16 protein-coding genes are annotated in these 16,130 nt (G+C 71.2%); 3 read left to right on the forward strand and 13 right to left on the reverse strand.

Going from position 1 to position 16,130, the window contains the following annotated elements:
- Positions 1 to 2: 2 nt before the first annotated feature.
- Genes AB0M59_RS22120 through AB0M59_RS22130 form a run of 3 tightly spaced genes read right to left on the reverse strand, consistent with a single transcriptional unit; the run spans position 3 to position 2,991 of the window.
- Positions 3 to 662: a response regulator transcription factor gene (locus tag AB0M59_RS22120; protein ID WP_364617723.1), complete on the reverse strand. Its 660-nt coding sequence runs from the start codon at positions 660 to 662 to the stop codon at positions 3 to 5.
- Complete coding sequence (locus tag AB0M59_RS22125) at positions 659 to 1,795, reverse strand: DUF5931 domain-containing protein (protein WP_364617725.1); 1,137 nt, start codon at positions 1,793 to 1,795, stop codon at positions 659 to 661. Before AB0M59_RS22125 ends, AB0M59_RS22120 begins: the two co-directional genes overlap by 4 nt.
- Complete coding sequence (locus AB0M59_RS22130; RefSeq protein ID WP_364617727.1) at positions 1,792 to 2,991, reverse strand: AI-2E family transporter; 1,200 nt, start codon at positions 2,989 to 2,991, stop codon at positions 1,792 to 1,794. Before AB0M59_RS22130 ends, AB0M59_RS22125 begins: the two co-directional genes overlap by 4 nt.
- Positions 2,992 to 3,221: 230 nt before the next feature.
- Between AB0M59_RS22130 and AB0M59_RS22135 the strand changes: the two genes are divergently transcribed.
- Positions 3,222 to 4,136, forward strand: a complete 915-nt coding sequence (locus AB0M59_RS22135; RefSeq protein WP_364617729.1) for a hypothetical protein — start codon at positions 3,222 to 3,224, stop codon at positions 4,134 to 4,136.
- A gap of 226 nt (positions 4,137 to 4,362) precedes the next feature.
- Entirely contained in the window at positions 4,363 to 7,644 is a 3,282-nt protein-coding gene (locus AB0M59_RS22140; RefSeq protein ID WP_364617731.1) for a PE-PGRS family protein, read from the forward strand.
- Between the two features lie 183 nt (positions 7,645 to 7,827).
- Here the strand turns inward: AB0M59_RS22140 and AB0M59_RS22145 are convergent, their stop codons facing one another.
- Positions 7,828 to 8,598, reverse strand: a complete 771-nt coding sequence (locus AB0M59_RS22145) for a class III extradiol ring-cleavage dioxygenase (protein ID WP_364617733.1) — start codon at positions 8,596 to 8,598, stop codon at positions 7,828 to 7,830.
- Between the two features lie 68 nt (positions 8,599 to 8,666).
- Complete coding sequence (locus tag AB0M59_RS22150; RefSeq protein WP_364617735.1) at positions 8,667 to 9,005, reverse strand: MarR family transcriptional regulator; 339 nt, start codon at positions 9,003 to 9,005, stop codon at positions 8,667 to 8,669.
- Positions 9,006 to 9,127: 122 nt separating this feature from the next.
- Here AB0M59_RS22150 and AB0M59_RS22155 point away from each other — a divergent pair, with 122 nt between their 5' ends.
- Positions 9,128 to 9,580 (forward strand): MarR family winged helix-turn-helix transcriptional regulator, encoded by a 453-nt coding sequence (locus AB0M59_RS22155; RefSeq protein ID WP_364617737.1) that lies wholly within the window; start codon positions 9,128 to 9,130, stop codon positions 9,578 to 9,580.
- Here AB0M59_RS22155 and dnaB read toward each other — a convergent pair.
- The 8 genes from dnaB to AB0M59_RS22195 form a co-directional block, all read right to left on the reverse strand.
- Complete coding sequence (gene dnaB, locus AB0M59_RS22160; protein ID WP_364617798.1) at positions 9,577 to 10,983, reverse strand: replicative DNA helicase; 1,407 nt, start codon at positions 10,981 to 10,983, stop codon at positions 9,577 to 9,579. The two genes, AB0M59_RS22155 and dnaB, sit on opposite strands and share 4 nt — an antisense overlap.
- A 502-nt stretch (positions 10,984 to 11,485) precedes the next feature.
- The gene (locus AB0M59_RS22165) at positions 11,486 to 12,274 is read right to left on the reverse strand and encodes an ESX secretion-associated protein EspG (RefSeq protein ID WP_364617738.1); all 789 of its coding nucleotides are present in this window, start codon (positions 12,272 to 12,274) and stop codon (positions 11,486 to 11,488) included.
- A gap of 93 nt (positions 12,275 to 12,367) precedes the next feature.
- Positions 12,368 to 13,723: a hypothetical protein gene (locus AB0M59_RS22170; RefSeq protein ID WP_364617740.1), complete on the reverse strand. Its 1,356-nt coding sequence runs from the start codon at positions 13,721 to 13,723 to the stop codon at positions 12,368 to 12,370.
- A 1-nt stretch (position 13,724) separates the two neighbouring features.
- A complete protein-coding gene (locus AB0M59_RS22175; RefSeq protein ID WP_364617742.1) occupies positions 13,725 to 14,348 on the reverse strand; it encodes a DUF3558 domain-containing protein in 624 nt (207 codons plus the stop codon).
- Positions 14,345 to 14,695 (reverse strand): hypothetical protein, encoded by a 351-nt coding sequence (locus AB0M59_RS22180; RefSeq protein WP_364377767.1) that lies wholly within the window; start codon positions 14,693 to 14,695, stop codon positions 14,345 to 14,347. Before AB0M59_RS22180 ends, AB0M59_RS22175 begins: the two co-directional genes overlap by 4 nt.
- A 129-nt stretch (positions 14,696 to 14,824) precedes the next feature.
- The gene (gene rplI, locus AB0M59_RS22185; RefSeq protein WP_364617744.1) at positions 14,825 to 15,292 is read right to left on the reverse strand and encodes a 50S ribosomal protein L9; all 468 of its coding nucleotides are present in this window, start codon (positions 15,290 to 15,292) and stop codon (positions 14,825 to 14,827) included.
- A gap of 14 nt (positions 15,293 to 15,306) precedes the next feature.
- Positions 15,307 to 15,555: a 30S ribosomal protein S18 gene (gene rpsR / locus AB0M59_RS22190; RefSeq protein WP_003098744.1), complete on the reverse strand. Its 249-nt coding sequence runs from the start codon at positions 15,553 to 15,555 to the stop codon at positions 15,307 to 15,309.
- Positions 15,556 to 15,597: 42 nt separating this feature from the next.
- A complete protein-coding gene (locus AB0M59_RS22195) occupies positions 15,598 to 16,113 on the reverse strand; it encodes a single-stranded DNA-binding protein (RefSeq protein WP_364617746.1) in 516 nt (171 codons plus the stop codon).
- Between the last annotated feature and the right edge of the window lie 17 nt (positions 16,114 to 16,130).

Raw genomic sequence — 16,130 nt, forward strand, 5'->3', positions numbered from 1 at the left:
GACTACTCCTCGTCGAGGCCGTGTTCGATCGCGTACCGGGCCAGCTCGACGCGGTTGTGCAGCTGCAGCTTCCGCAGCGTCGACTGCACGTGGTTCTCCACCGTGCGGTGCGACAGCACGAGCCGCTCGGCGATCTGCCGCGCGGTCAGCCCCTTCGCGACCAGGCGCAGGACGTCGGTCTCGCGCTCGGTCAGCCGCGGCGGCTCGGCGCCTTCCGCCGGTGCGTCGGCCATCCGCCGGTACTCGCCGAGCACCAGCCCGGCCAGGCCCGCGGTGAACACGGGGTCGCCGGCCGCGGTCCGGTGCACCGCGTCCACCAGCTCCGCCGCGGACGCCGACTTGACCAGGTAGCCGGACGCGCCGGCCTTCACCGCCTCCAGGACGTCCTTGTGCTCGCCGCTCGCGGACAGCACCAGCACCTTCGTCGACGGCAGCGCCGACGTGATCTCGCGGGTGGCGTCCACACCCGAGGTCGTGCCGAGGTTGAGGTCCATCAGCACGACGTCCGGCTGGACGGTGCGCGCGATCCGCAGCGCCGCGTCGGCGTCCGGGGCGGTCGCCCGCACGTCGAAGCCGTGCTCGGTCAGGTCGCGGGCCACCCCGTCGCGCCAGATCGGGTGGTCGTCGACCACCATCACCGAGATCCGCGGCTCGTCGCTCATTGCGCACCCCTCGTGCTCGGCACCCTGACCTCCCACTCCGTGCCCCGGCCGGGCCCGGTGTCGAGGGTCGCGCGCCCGCCGAGGTCGCGCACCCTCCCCCGGATGGATTCCACCACGCCGAGGTGCCCGTCCGCGGCCGCTCGCTCGAGAACGCCGTCCGGAATGCCCGGTCCGTCGTCACGAACGCTGACCACGACCTCGCCGCCGAGGTCCTCCAGCAGCACCCAGGCCCGCGCTTCGGGGCCCGCATGCTTCTCCACGTTCGAGAGCGCTTCGCGGGTCACAGCGACCAGTTCGTCGGTGACGTGCGCCGGCAGCTCGACGTCGTCCGCCGGGGTCGAGACCTGCACCGACGACGTCGCGAGCAGCTGCAGCGCGGTGCGCAGGCTCGCCGTGCCGCTGTCGTTCGGCGCCGGCGGTTCGGTCGTCACCAGCGACCGCAACGCGATCTCCTGCTCGCCGGCCAGCTTCGCCAGCTCGGCCGCTTCGCCGCCGACCTCGTTGCCGCGCTTGCGGACCCGGGCCAGCACCTGCAGCACGCTGTCGTGGATCGAACGGGCCAGCCGTTCCCGCTCGGCCGTTGCCGCTTCCTTCCGCAGCGCCTGCTCCAGCCGCGCCGCGGACCGCCGGCCCATCGTCGCGGCCATGCCGACCAGCAGCCCGGCGGCGGCGAGCAGGACGCCGTCGCGGGCGACGTCGAGGTCGAACTTCTCCCGCGCCAGCCCGGTCGCCACGCCGAGGACCAGCCCGGCCAGCACCCCGCCGCCCGCCCCGAAGCGCGCGCCGGCGGCGACCGCTGGCACGGCCGCCCACACCGTCGTGATGAGGGGGACGTTCAAGACGAACTGCACGTCGCTGAGCACCCACGGCGAGGTCAGCAGCAACGCGGTGGTGAGCACGAGGTCGAAGACCACCAGCGCCGGCGGCCGCGTCCGCTCGCGCAGGTAGAGGAAGCTGCTGACGACCGACCACACAACCATCACGCCGAGGATCGTCCAGGCCAGCCACTCACGCTGGTAGTGCCCGCTCTGGACGATCACGGTGCCGCAGGCGAACGCCCAGGTGAGCACGCGGAACGCGAGCACGCCACGCCACATCGGCGTGATCGGGTCGGGCGTCCGCGTCGCGGTCATTCGTCCTCTTCGCCGCGCGTGGGGACCTCCGCCCCGGGGGTGCCCGGCTTCGCGTCGTTCGGCTGCGCGGCCTGGTCCTTCAGGACGTTCACCTCGGCCGGGTCCGGGTCGGTTTCGTGCAGCAGCGACCGGACGCCGGCGTTGAGCACCGCCAGCAGCGGCACGGCCAGCAGCGCGCCGGCGATCCCGCCCGCGACCAGGCCGGCGGTGATGGCCAGGACCACGGCCAGCGGGTGCAGCTTCACCGCCCGCCCGAGCAGCAGCGGCTGCAGGATGTGGCTCTCCAGCTGCATCACGCCGATCACGATGGCCAGCACGATCACGGCGCCGATGAACCCGTTCGTCACCAGGGCGATCAGCACGGCGACGCCACCGGTGAGGACCGCGCCGATGATGGGGATGAACGCGCCGATGAAGACCAGCGTCGCCAGCGGGATCACCAGCGGCACGCCCACGATCCACAGGCCGACGCCGATGCCGACGGCGTCGACCACGGCGACTGCTGCCGTCGCCCGCACGTAGCTGACCAGCGACGCGAACCCGCGGCGCCCGGCGACGTCGACGCGGTTGCGGACCCGGCGGGGCACCGCGCGGACGAGGAACGTCCAGATGCCGTCGCCGCCGCTGAGGAAGAAGATCGTGATGAACAGCGTCAGCAGGAAGCCGGTGAGGATCTCGCCGACGGTGCTCGCCGTCGTCAGCGCGGTCGTCGTGATGGACGCCTGGTTGTTCTGGATGAACCCGATGGCCTGGTTGATGAAGTCCTGGATCTGCTCCTGGCGCAGGTGCGGCGGGCCGTTGAGCAGCCACTCCTTGATCTGGTTGAGGCTGTCGTTGAGCTGTTTCTGCAGCTGCGGCAGGCCGGAGGAGAACTGCGTGATGACGAACGTCAGCAACCCGCCCAGCACGGCCAGCCCGGCGATCAGCACGATCGCCGTCGCCAGCCCGCGCGGGAACCTCACCGCCACCAGCTTCTGCACCGCCGGCGCGAGCAGCGCGGACAGCAGCAGCGCGATGGACAGCGGGATGATGACGACGGACAGGTAACCGATCACCCAGACCACGGCGTACAGCGCGGCGACGATCACGATGAAGCGCCACGCCAGCGCCGCGCTGATGCGCAGGCCCCGGGGGATCACCCCGGTGATGTCCTCGTGCTCCGGCAGGAACGGGTCTTCGCGTCGCGCGTGGCTCACCGCCACACCGTACTGGCTGTGCGTCCGATTCGGCCGCTTTCCCGCGGCCGCGTCCGGCACCGATCACTGCCAGGCGTGATCACCCGCCGTCAGGCCGGGCTACACAGTGTGTCGTTCACACGATGGGGGCATCAAGTCGTGTCGAAGGTGCGCGGCGCCTCCCGGATTTGGTTAGGTCGCTTCCGCAACGGCTTGTGGCCGATCGATCACCCGGTACGAGGAGAGCACGAGTGGCGGACACCGCGACGAACGAGGGGCAGGGCGTCAAGCGCGCCGGCCGTCTCGTGTCGCGTGCGCTCCTCGTCCTCGGCGGTGCGGTGGCCGGTACGGCCGCCGCGTGGCTCGTCTCCGGTGCGACCGCTTCCGCGGACACCGTCGAGGTGGGCGCCGCCCCGATCGCCGCGGCCGCGACCGGCAGCATCGGCGACGTGCACAACGGTGCTTCGAACGCGGCGACCGATGTCGCCGACTCGAGCTGCCACCAGGACGCCACGACGTGGAGCGAGCCGTGCGCCCGCACCCTCGGGCACGAGGTTTCCGAGCGCGTCGGCGACTCGGTCTCGGACGTCGCCGAGGACGCCGTCATGAGCCCGGCGCACCGCACCCTCGGCGCGGTCGAGCACATCGTCCGCAAGCCGCAGGACACCCGCCAGGTCCTCGAGCAGACCATCACCCCCGAGCCGGCCCACGACGTGTGGCAGCTGCTCGACCCGGCCGGCCACGGTGACCTGGTTCAGCTCCCGGGGCTCGCCCCGGTCGAGCAGGAGCCGGTGACCACGGGCCTCGGCCAGACCACGGACACGGTCGCCGTCTCGACCGTCCAGCTCCCCGCCGCGCTGCGAGCCGCGCTCGCGATGCCGACGGGTGTCCAGCACGTTGACGGCATCGGTGCCGCGGGCAAGTCTCGCGATTCGCACCGTGACCTGCCGTCGCCGCTGGTTCCGGTGCAGCTTCCGGTCGCACCGTCCGTTCCCACCGCCCCGGGTGGCAGTACTGCCCCCGGTGGTCACCTCGACGGCTTGAACTTCGGCGTCCCCTCGTGGGTCTCCGCTGCCGTCAGCGATGCCGCCGCCAGCGCTTACCGCGGCGGCCTGCGGCACACGCCGCGCACCCCGGGCACGCAGCCCGGTGTCACTCCTGACTGAACACCTCCCTTCACGGGTCGCTGACGCGCCCGAGTCCGTCTTCGTCTGACGGCTCTGCGTCCGCGGATTTCCCGTGACACCTCCCTGCGGTGCGCCCGCTTTCGAAGTCACAGCGCGCCCGCATGAAGTTCCTTCCCCCTCGGGTGCGTCTCGGACCCCGTTTCGAATTCGACGAGCGCACCCCCATAAGCCCGCAAGGGAACCCGAAATAAAGGAGAAAAACCCCATGCAGACGTGGGCAAAGCGCGGACTCCAGACCGCACTTGTCACGGGTGGGTTGCTGATGCTGGGTACCGGCATCGCTTCGGCTGACGAGAACGTCAACCCCGACGCCCCGGCCTCCCCGCTCGACCTGAACGTCACGGCTCCCATCCAGGAAGCCAACAACGCGGTCGGCACCCCCTTCGGCCAGCTGGACCTGCCCGCCGGGCAGACGGAGCTGAGCACCAAGCCGGTCACCAACGCCGCGAACGAGGCTGCCAAGCAGCTCGACGAGGCGAGCCCGATCAGCCAGAGCACCCTCGGCGGTGCCACCAAGGCCGACGGCGCGGGCGCCTTCACCCCGGGGCACAACAACCTCAAGGGCAACAAGGTCACCGGCGACGTCGTCGTCCCGATCCAGATCGTGGACAACGCGGTCGGCGTGATCGGCGACGCGAACGTCCAGGGCGGCAACCACACGCAGACCTGGGACCACAACCAGGACATCGCGACGACGGGTGACGGCTCCAGCCTCGCGGGCAACGCGGTCGCCCTCGACTGGGCGCTCCCCGTGCAGATCGCCGGGAACGGCGGCGGCGTCGCCGGCGGCACCGGCCGCGTGACCGGTGGGTCGGCCAGCCAGAGCACCACCGAGACCGGCGACGTCGACACCGACGGCGACGGCTCGGCCCTCTCCGGCAACGTGGTCGCGGGCCAGCTCGCCACCCCGGTGCAGGTGACCGGCAACGCCGCTTCGTACCTGCTCGGCAACGGGCAGAGCCACGGCTACTCCGCCGACACCGTCGCGACTTCCGGCGGGTCCCTGGCGACCTCCGGTGACGACAGCGCCGGATCGGGCAACATGGTCGGCGCGCCGATCGCCCTGCCGGTCAAGTTCAACTGCAACGCCGGCGCCGTGTGGGGCTCGCTCGCCCACGCCGGTTCGTGCACCAACTCGGCCGACGCCACGGCCGGGGACACCCGCACCGGCAGCCTCGGCATCCCGACCTACGAGGAGACGAGCGGCAACGGCTCGTTCCTCGGCGGCAACGCCGGCGCCGTCTCGCTGTCGCCGATCGCCAACGTGGCGGGCGTCGCCGGGTCGTGGATCGGCAACGCCACCACCGGTGCCCCCGAAGCCGGCAGCTCCTCCAGCACCGTCGACTCGGGCGGCTTCGTCAAGACCGCGGGCGACAAGTCGGCCGCGGCTGGCAACGTGATCAACCCGTCGGTGGCGCTGCCGGTCGAGGCCTTCGGCATCGGCGGCACGTACATCGGCCAGGCGATCGCGGCGCACGACAACACGACCGACGCGAACGCGGGCGACGGCAGCTACACCAAGGGCAACGAAGCTGTCCTCGGCGGCAACATCGTCAACACCCAGGCCGCGGGCGCGCCCGAGGTCTTCGGTATCGGCGGCAGCCACATCGGCAACGCGTCCGGCACGGCGACCGAGGACAAGACGGTCACCGCCGGGAACTACGACGGCACGCAGGGCAACGACTCGTCCGGCTCGGGCAACGTCGTCCAGGTGCCGGTCGGCCTGCCCGCCGAGGTCTTCGGCGTGGGCGGCTCGTTCATCGGCCAGGGCTCCGGCTCGGCCGACGAGACCAAGGTCGTCTCAGGCGGCGGCGGTGGCAGCACCCACGACGACAACGGCTTCCTGAGCTCGAACCTGGGCACCGTGCCGGCTTCGCTGCCGGTGCAGGTCGCCAACATCGGTGGCGCGTTCGTCGGCCAGGGCCACGGCAAGGGCTCGACCGACACGACGTCCAACGCGGGCGGCGACGTCACGGCGAACGGCCCCGCGGGCGCCGGCGCCGGCAACATCATCGAGGCCCCGGTCTCGCTCCCGGTGCTGGCCGCCGGCAGCGGTGCCGCCCTCGCGGGCATCGGCACCGGTGAGAACGACAACATCACCGACTCCTCGGCGGGCGGCGACGCCCTCACCGACGGGCAGGACGGTGCCCTCGCCGGCAACATCGTGAAGGCCCCGATCGCGGGTGCCGCGCAGCTGTTCAGCGACGGTGTCGCGGGTGCGGCCCTGGGCCACGGCCTGGGCACGAGCGACACGATGTCGCAGGCGGGCGGCGACGCCACCACCAACGGTGACCGCGGCAGCGTGGCCGGCAACATCGTCGGCGTGGACGCGCTGCCGGTGGCGCAGGTCTTCGGTGACGCCGTCAGCGCGGCGGGTGTCGCCAGCGGCACCGGGATCAACACGACGTCCGTGCAGAACGCGGGCGACGACACCACCTCGGGTGTCGAGGGTGCCATCTCCGGCAACATCCTCGACATCCCGGCCACCGCGATCGCGCAGCTGTTCGGCGACGCGGTGACCGTGGGCGGCGTCGCGCACGCGGTGGGCGACAACACGCTGACCACGCAGAACGGTGGCGAGGCCGTCACCGAAGGCGACGGCTCCGGCCTGTCGGGCTACAACTTCTACCACGCGTTCGCGCTGCCGGTGCAGATCTTCGGGGTGCCCCTGGAGCTGCTCGGCGTCGCGACCGCGGACGCCACGGACATGACGAGCATCGACGAGGCCGAGGACGCCATCGCGTTCCCGGTCGACGGTTCGGAGATGGCGGCCGACGAGCTGCCCTCGCTGACCGGGCTCGCCAGCGGCCTGCCGACGGCGGGGCTGCCCACCCAGGGCCTGCCCGCGCTGCCGACTGCGCTGCCCACCCAGGGCCTGCCCGCGCTGCCGACTGCGCTGCCCACCCAGGGCCTGCCCGCGCTGCCGACTGCGCTGCCGACCGCGCTGCCCACCGCCGCCCCGATCGGTGCCGAGCGCGCCGACGTGCCGTCGGTGACCAGCCCGCTGGCCGGGCTTTCGCAGCTGTCGCACCTGCCGACCCCCGGTGGCGTCTCCGGCGTCCCGGCGCTGCCGAAGCCGGCCCTGCCCAACACCGCGGCGCTGCCCGCCGTGACCGGGCTGTCGGCGCTGGGTGGTGCCCTCCCGGGCCACAGCACCGAGCGTGCGGACCTGCCGACCGCGGGCCTGCCGATCGCGCTGCCGGCTCTGGGCGCCCTGCCCGGCTCCGAGCGTGCGGACCTGCCGACCGGCGGCCTGCCCGTCGCGCTGCCGGCTCTGCCCGCCCTGGGTGGCGTCCCGGCTCTGCCGGTCGCCCTCCCGGTGACCCCGGCCCTGCCGACCGCGCTGCCGGCCGCCCCGGCCCTGCCGGTGAACGCCAAGCTGCCGGTGCTGGACAGCGCCGCCCCGGCCGCTCAGGTTCCGGCGATGTCGGGCCTCGACTCGACCGGCTTCCTCGCGAAGCTGCTGGGTCTGGTCAAGCGCAAGTAGTTCGGTGACGCCGGGCGGGTTCAGCCAGAACCCGCCCGGCCCCCAACCCCCGGCAGGCCCTCCACGCGCCGCGAGGTCTCCTCGCACGGAGTGCCTGACGACCGAAGAAAGCTCTCCTTCCCTGGAGAGGACGAGCCCCAAGAGCCGAACCCGGCTCTTGGGGCTCGTTCGTGTTCCGGGGTGTCAGGAGAACTGCAGCGAGCGCTTCGCCAGGCCGTGCCAGAACCCGTCGATCACCGTGCGGCCGGACTTCTCCTCCGCGGTCGCGCCGAGGGAGACGAACAGCGGCGCGAAGTGCTCGATCCGCGGGTGCGCGAGCGCCGCCGCCGGCGCCTTGTGCCGGAAGTCGAGCAGCGCGTCGACGTCGCCGCCGCGCACGACCTCGTCGCCCCAGTGGTCGAACTCGGCCGACCACGCGGGCGGCGTCCCGTCGGTGGCGCGGGCCATGCCGCTCAGGTTGTGGGTGAAGAAGCCGCTGCCGATGATCAGCACGCCTTCGTCGCGCAGCGGCGCGAGCTTGCGGCCGAGGTCGAACAGCTCCTGCGGGTCGAGCGAGGGCATCGAAACCTGCAGCACCGGGACGTCGGCGTCCGGGTACATCTCGACGAGCGGCACGTAGGCGCCGTGGTCGAGGCCGCGCTCCGGCGCGTCGTGCACCGGCGTCTCCGTCGAGCGGAGCAGCTTCCGCACCTTCTCCGCCAGCTCCGGCGCGCCCGGCGCCGCGTACTGCACCTGGTAGTAGCGCTCGGGGAAGCCCCAGAAGTCGTACACGAGCGGCACGGTCGTCGTGGCCGCGATGGTCAGCGGCGCCTCCTCCCAGTGCGCCGACACGACCAGGATCGCGCGGGGCCGGGGCAGGTCCGCCGACCAGGCGGCGAGCTGGCGGGTCCACGTGGTGTCGTCGGCGAGCGGCGGCGCTCCGTGGCTGAGGTAGAGGACCGGGGTGCGAGTCATCGACGGCTCCAGTATTTGAAAGTTCAACTACTAGGATACCTGACGCCGGCGGCTCCCGGGATATTCCTCTAACGGGCCTCGAGGTTCGCCGCGCAGCGCTCCAGGGTGCGGATCGTCGTGCGGTAGTCGTCGTCGCTGATCCCGTCGGTCACCACGGCGCGGAACGCTTCGACGCGCTGCTCGACGCGGACGTGGGCTTCGCGGCCCGCTTCGGTGAGTTCGCCGTCTTCGGCGACCCAGCCGCGGGCTCGGAGGTCGGCCACCTTGGTGGCCATCGACCCCTCGGTGGCGACGAACGGCGCCAGTGCCGCGTCGACCTCCTCCGGCGTGCGGGCGCCGAGGGCGATCGTGTTGAGTACCTGCCAGTGCCGGCGGCTCAGCGAGTCGGCGCCGAGGGCCTGGGCCAAGGAAGATTCGAGGAGCTCGTGGACGTGGCGAAGCCATCAGCCGAGGGGTTTCATGAAGACTCCGATGATGTCGAGGAACAACTACATGTAAAGATACATGTAGTTCGGAGGGTGGAGCAACCATGACGGACGCGGTGGCCGATGTCGAGCGAGGGATGATCGCGATCCGCCGCAGCCAGCAGCGGCGGGCGCTGAGCCGGATCGGCAAGGCCCGCGGCCAGGGCGCGCACGACCCGGTGCACGAGCTGCTCGACGTCGTCGAAGAGCTCACCGAACGCGGCGAACCCAGCACGGTGACGGCCTTGAGCGCGGCGATGGGCGTCGACCAGCCGCGCGCGAGCCGGCTCGTGGCGCGCGCTGTCGAGCAGGGGCTCCTGCGCCGCGAAGCCGATCAGCGCGACGGACGGCGTGCGGTGCTCGTGCCGACCGAGGCCGGCCAGGCGCACCTCGACGAGCTGCACGCCTTCCGGCGCTCGGTGTTCGCCGAGGTCATGGCGGACTGGCCGGACGAGGACCGCGCGAACTTCGGCAGGCTCCTCACGGCGTTCGTCCGCGGGTACAGCGCTCTCGGCTAGTCGTGTGAGAGGTCCACGAAGCGGCTGTAGTGCAGCTGGTGCGCGACGGTGATCGTCGCCGTCGGGCCGGCACGGTGCTTCGCGATGATCAGGTCCGCTTCGCCCGCGCGCGGGTCGTCGCGCTCCCACGCGTCGGGGCGGTTGACCAGGATGACGAGGTCGGCGTCCTGCTCCAGCGAGCCGGACTCACGCAGGTCGGACAGCATCGGGCGCTTGTCCGTCCGCTGTTCCGGACCACGGTTCAGCTGGCTGATCGCGATCACCGGGACCTCGATCTCCTTGGCCAGCAGCTTCATCTGCCGGGAGAACTCCGAGACTTCCTGCTGCCGCGACTCGACGCGCTTGCCGGACGTCATCAGCTGGAGGTAGTCGAGGACGACGAGCTTCAGGTCGTTGCGCTGCTTCAGCCGGCGCGCCTTCGCCCGGATCTCCATCATCGTCATGTTCGGCGAGTCGTCGACGAACAGCGGCGCCTCGGACACCTCGCTCATCCGGCGGGCCAGCCGCGTCCAGTCGTCGTCGGACATCTTGCCGCCGCGCATGTCGGAGAGGCGGATCTTCGCCTCGGCCGAGAGCATGCGCATGACGATCTCGGTCCGGCTCATTTCCAGCGAGAAGATGACGCTGGTCAGCCCGTGCTTGATGGACGCCGACCGGACGAAGTCCAGTCCCAGTGTCGACTTGCCGACACCGGGGCGGGCCGCCACAATGATCATCTGTCCGGGGTGCAGGCCGTTGGTCAGCTCGTCGAAGTCGGTGAACCCGGTCGGGATCCCCTGGGACTGGCCGCCGCGCGAGGCGATCGCGTCGATCTCGTCCATCGTCGGCTGCAGCAGCTCTTCCAGCGCGACGTAGTCCTCGCTGGTCCGGCGCTCGGTGACGTCGTAGATCGCGGCCTGCGCCCGGTCGACCACCTCGTCGATGTTCGCGCCGTCGGCCGCGGCCGCGCCGTAGCCGTACTGCACGATCCGGGTGCCCGCCTCGACCAGCCGGCGCAGCACCGCCTTCTCCGCGACGATCTCCGCGTAGTAGCCCGCGTTCGCCGCGGTCGGCACCGTCGCGATCAGCGTGTGCAGGTAGGGCGCGCCGCCGACGCGGCCCAGCTCGCCCCGGCGTTCCAGCTCCGCCGAGATGGTGATCGGGTCGGCCGGTTCGCCGCGGCCGTAGAGGTCGAGGACGCAGTCGTAGATCGCCTGGTGCGCCGGGCGGTAGAAGTCGTCGGGGCCGAGCGCCTCGATGACGTCGGCGACGGCGTCCTTGGACAGCAGCATGCCGCCGAGCACGGACTGTTCGGCCGCGATGTCCTGCGGTGGCTGGCGGTCGAACCCGCCGCCGGAGCCGGGGTCGCTCGGACCCGGGTCGGACTCCGCGTACATCGGACTGCGGTCGTCGGTCAGCGCCACCGCCCCGGACACCTCCTCATCGTGTCGAACACTCGTTCGAGTATGCCGGATCTTCGCTCTCGAAGCACGCGGCCGGCCCGCGCCGGCCTGTTCCGGATGCCTCTCCCGATGATCGGCGAGAACGTCATCCGGCTCTCAGAGGCGCGCCGTGCGCCACCGTGAGTACAGGCCCGAGCGGGCACGCTAGATCCCCCGGAAGGCCGAAGGCAATTCCGGATGGGGACCCTTCTGTGGACAACCTGTGGATGAATGGGGGTAACCAGTCACAGGTGCCGCGAGAGCTGTGGACAAGTTGGGGACAGGCGTGATCGGCTTCGACAAATCCGCAGGCCAGAGGTTGTGAACAAGGTGTGGAGAACTTCCCGGAAACTCGTTCGGCGTGTCGCGTGAAGTCCGTTGTTCGGCGTGTCGTGGACCAGCCGGAGACCATTGACCCGCACGGCCTGTGGATGAATATCACTGTGGGTAGAGCCACCACCCGGTGGGCTGAACGGCCGACAAGTCAGGCTGCGGTGAGCCGGCCCTGTGCGCTGCGTAACCGCTCAGCGAGAACGCGCTGGTCGGCCGGGGTGAAGGCGATCCGGTTCTCCCCGCGCCCCGGAACCTCTTCGGTCAGCCACCGGCCTTCCGATGTATCGATGTAGTTCACCGGGCGTTCGATGCGGTGCCAGGCGCCGCTGCGGCTGCGGGCCGCGACGTAGAGGCTGCCGCTCCCCATTCGGCGCAGCGCCAAGATCCGCCGGAGCTCGTCGACCTCCTGTGAGCCCTCGGCCGGACGGTCGCTGCGGAGCACTGCGAATCCGCCTTCGTCGCCGCGGGCGGTCCCCTCGATCTGGCTCTTCGGCACGGCGAGCGGTGTCCCGCGCCCGGGAGCCAGCTTCGGGATATGGCCGAGGAAGCCGTCGAGCAGCTCGTGCGGCTGGATCGACTCCAGCACCACGACGTCCAGCTCCTCGTGCTTGGCCAGCACGAACGCCTCACCGCCGGCACTGCCCGCGAGCAGCCGGTAGCTGACCGGCTTGCCCTGGTACCCGCCGTCGATCCAGCCGTAGTACTCCAGCTGCGGCCGGGCGATGGCTTCGACCGTCGCGACGAACCCGGGGTGCATGCCGCGCGGGCCGAACAGCCCGGCCTTGCCGAGCTCGGCGTTGACCCGCTCGTCCTCGGTGCGCTGGGCCTCGTCGCTGTACCAGGCCGGCTTCTCCGACAACACGGTGTGCGGCTCGCCGCCCCGGCGCCGGATCAGGTTGATCAGGGTGCCGGTCGTGATGGTGACCTGCCTGTCCAGCACCGCTCTTCCCCCAGTGAAGATCGAGATCAGCTTGGTGAACCCGCGAAAGCCGGGCGCGCTCATCTTGGCACGCACCCGGCGATCCGGCGTGCGCTACTCGCCGATGACCGGCGGTGCGGTCAGCTCGTCGCTCCCGAAGATGTCGTTCGGGTCGTCGCCGAGCAGGTACTTCGACGTGCGTTCCTCGTCGCCGCCGCCCTGGCCCTTGGCGCCGTGGCCCATGCCGCCCATCCCGCCCATCCCGGTGGAACCGCCGCGTCCGGCCGCCGCGCCGCCCGCGCCCATCGCGCCGCCGCCGGCACCGAGGCCGCCCCGGCCCGCGCCCGTCCCGCCGGCGCCACCCGGCATGGCCGCGCCGCTCGAGCCGCCGGGCCCGAAGCCGCCGCCGCCCGGGCCGAAGCCCGCCGTCGGGTCGCCGATCCCGCCCGAGCCGCCAGGGCCGAACCCGCCGCCGCCTCCGCCACCGGAGAAGCTCGGCGAGCTCCCCGGGCCGAAGCTGGGCACGCCCGGCACGTCCGACGGCGAGAAGCCCGACGAGTGCGTGCCGTCGGTGAAGTTCGGTGGGGTGTAGTTGCCGCCGCCGGGCAGCTTCGACGGGTCGTAGCTGCCGCCGGGGACCTTCCCGGGGTCGAAGCTCGGCACCTTGGACGGGTCGTAGGCGCCACCCGGGACCTTCGACGGGTCGAAGCTGCCGCCGGGGGTGGTCGGCTGGCCACCGAAGGACGGGACACCACCCGGCCCCGGCATGTTCACGCCGCCGGGACCCGTGCCGGTCCCGTTGCCGTTCCCGTCGCCATTTCCGTTGCCGTCGCCGTCGCCCGGCTTCTTCTTGCCGTCCTTGCCGTCGTCGACGTTGACGTTCTCCTGCTGCCCCTTGAGCGCGGAGTACGTCGGCATCTTCTGGCCGTTGTCGTTGCTCGCCTTGTAATAGGTGTTGAAGGCGTCGACGTTGGCCTGGCCCTTGGCGTTGTAGTCGCGGATCGCCCGGTCGGTGTCGGTCGTCCACGGCGTCACCGCGTTGAGCAGGTTGTTCTTCGGCGGGTCCTTCGGGACCTCCTGCACCTGCGCGTGCACCGTGGTGAACGCGTTGTTCTGCTCGCCGAGGTACTTGTCGGACTCGGTCAGCTTGGTGCCGGAGTCCTCCATCCACACCCGCAGCGGGTGCGCGCCCGCGTTCTGCGCCGCTTCCGAGCCGCCGCCGGTCCAGGCCGCGTCCATCTCCTTGGCCAGGCCGTCGATCGTGCTGAGCCGGTCCGAGTAAGCGCCCTTCAGCCGGCTGGCCGCCGACTGCCCGTTCTGGATCGAGCCGGTGCCGGGGCCGGTGGTGATCTGGTGCCAGATGTCGTAGCAGTCGATCTTGCGGTCGCCCTGCTGCGACGTGTGGTCGTCCGAGTGCGTGGTCGCCATGTTGTACGCGGCGAACCCGCCGAGCAGCACCAGTTCCAGCATCTCAGCCCTCCTTCAAGGTCTGGATCATCGCCTCGGCCGCCTTCTCCGCGTACGGGCACGGCTGGGTCGCCCCGGGGCCGTTGCCGATCTGCGTGAAGACCTGGACGGCCTGGGTGTCCGTCACGCCCACCAGCAGCTTGCACTGCCCCTGGGCGCGGAAGTCCTTGGTCGCGGCGTACACCGCGGGGTAGCCGGAGACGTCGGCCGGCTCCCAGTACTCGTACTGGTCCTTGCCGCCCTTGGCGTAGAGGTCGTAGATGCCCGCGAGCCCGTCGGTGTTCGGGTCGGCCGCGATGTCGATCCGGCTGCTCCGGGTCTCGTCGGCGGTGTAGATCCACGCGCAGGTCGCGCCCGCCGCGCTGGTGCGGGGCGTGCCGTCCTCGAGGCCGAGCGTCGAGCGCTGCGAGGACGAGAGGACCGAGCACGGGCCGGACTTCAGCTTGGCGGGGTCGAGCGGGCTCGACACCTTGGGCGCGCCGTCGCCACCGCCGCCGGCGGTGCTGGTGGCGGAGTCCGGCGTACCGGACGTGGCGGCCGGGTTGGCCGTGCCGCCGGTCGTGGTGCTGCAGCCGGCCAGGGCGAGTGCGGCGAGGGCGAGCCCGGGCAGCACGAGACGGCGGTTCACGCCTGCGTCCCCGCCTTCGAGATGTCGCCGGTGTGGTCCGCGTCCGCGGCGGTGATCTTCTTCTTCGCGTCGAGCAGGGCCTGGATGTAGTTCTTCACGTATTCCTGCATCTTCTGGTTCTGCTCGAGGAACGCCTTGCCGGAGGGGTTGGCGAGCTTCTCCCAGTCGCCGCTCGCGAACTCCTTGCCGGGCGCCTTGACGTCGGCCATCAGGTTGGCGTCGGCGGCATCGTTCTGCAGGTCCGTCTGCAGGTCCTGCCACTTCTTGATGACGCCGTCGATCTTGTCGGCGTCGAACGTGAAGCCCCCTCCGCCGGACGGCGCGGACATGTTGACCTCGTTACCCATCCGAGTGCGCTCCCTTCGCGTCCCGCTCCATTGTCCTACGACGACGCCCGTGTGTCCGGGGTTCCCCCGAAACGCGTGAAGGCGGGCCGCCCCCACCAGGGAGCGACCCGCCTTCCACGACGTACTTGCCTACTGCTGCGCGGCCGAGGCCTTGACCTCGAGCCGCACGTCGACCTTCACGTCCGGGTGCAGCCGGGCGCCGACCGAGTGCTTGCCCACGGTCTTGATGTGGTCGCGCAGCTCGATGACGCGCTTGTCGAGCAGCGGGCCACCGGCCGCCTTGATCGCGTCGACGATCTCGCCGGCGGTGATCGAACCGAAGAGCTTCTTCGAGCCCTCGGCCGCCTTGCCGGTGAGCTGGATGGCGCCGAGGCCCTCCAGCGTCACCTTGATCTCCTTGGCGTGGTCGAGGTCGCGGATGCGACGGCTCTCCTGCGCGCGCTGGATGGTGCGCACGTTCTTCTCCGCGCCCTTGGAGGCCACGATCGCGTAGCCCCGCGGGAGCAGGTAGTTGCGCGCGTAGCCGTCCTTGACCTCGACGATGTCGCCGGGGCCGCCCAGGTTGGCCACGTCCGTGGTGAGGATGATCTTCGCCATGTCAGTGCCCTCCCTTAGCGCGCGGTCGAGGTGTAGGGCAGCAGCGCCATTTCGCGGGAGTTCTTGACCGCGATGGCGATGTCACGCTGGTGCTGGCTGCAGTTGCCGGTGACGCGACGGGCACGGATCTTGCCGCGGTCGGAGATGTACTTCCGCAGCAGGTTGGTGTCCTTGTAGTCGATCAGTTCCGGACGGCCCTTTTTCTCGGCCTTGCAGAACACGCAGACCTTCTTCTTGGGCTTGCGAATGGGTGGCTTGGCCACTGTCTACTCCTGGTAATTCAAATCTTGTGGATGTGTACGAGATCAGAAGGGAGGCTCGTCGGAGAAGCCGCCGCCGCCACCGCTGCTGGCAGCCGGGGCCGAACCCCACGGGTCGTCGGCGGGTGCACCGCCGCCGCCACCGCGGTTTCCGCCGCCACCGCCGCCGCCGAAGTCACCGCCGCCGCCGCCACCGCGGCTGACCTTGTTGACCTTGGCCGTGGCGTAGCGCAGCGAGGGGCCGATCTCGTCGACCTCGAGCTCGACGACGGTCCGCTTCTCGCCTTCCTTCGTCTCGAACGAGCGCTGCTTCAGGCGGCCCTGCACGACGACGCGGGCGCCGCGGGTCAGGGACTCGGCGACGTTCTCCGCCGCCTGCCGCCAGATGTTGCAGCGCAGGAACAGTGCCTCGCCGTCCTTCCACTCGCCCGACTGCTTGTCGAGCGTGCGGGGCGTGGACGCGACGGTGAAGTTCGCGACCGCCGCACCGGACGGGGTGAAGCGCAGCTCCGGGTCGGACGTCAGGTTGCCGATCACCGTGATGACGGTGTCTCCAGCCATCGGGAATACCCTTCGGC

The organism is Amycolatopsis sp. NPDC051371 (genome assembly GCF_040682155.1).
Classification (GTDB): domain Bacteria; phylum Actinomycetota; class Actinomycetes; order Mycobacteriales; family Pseudonocardiaceae; genus Amycolatopsis.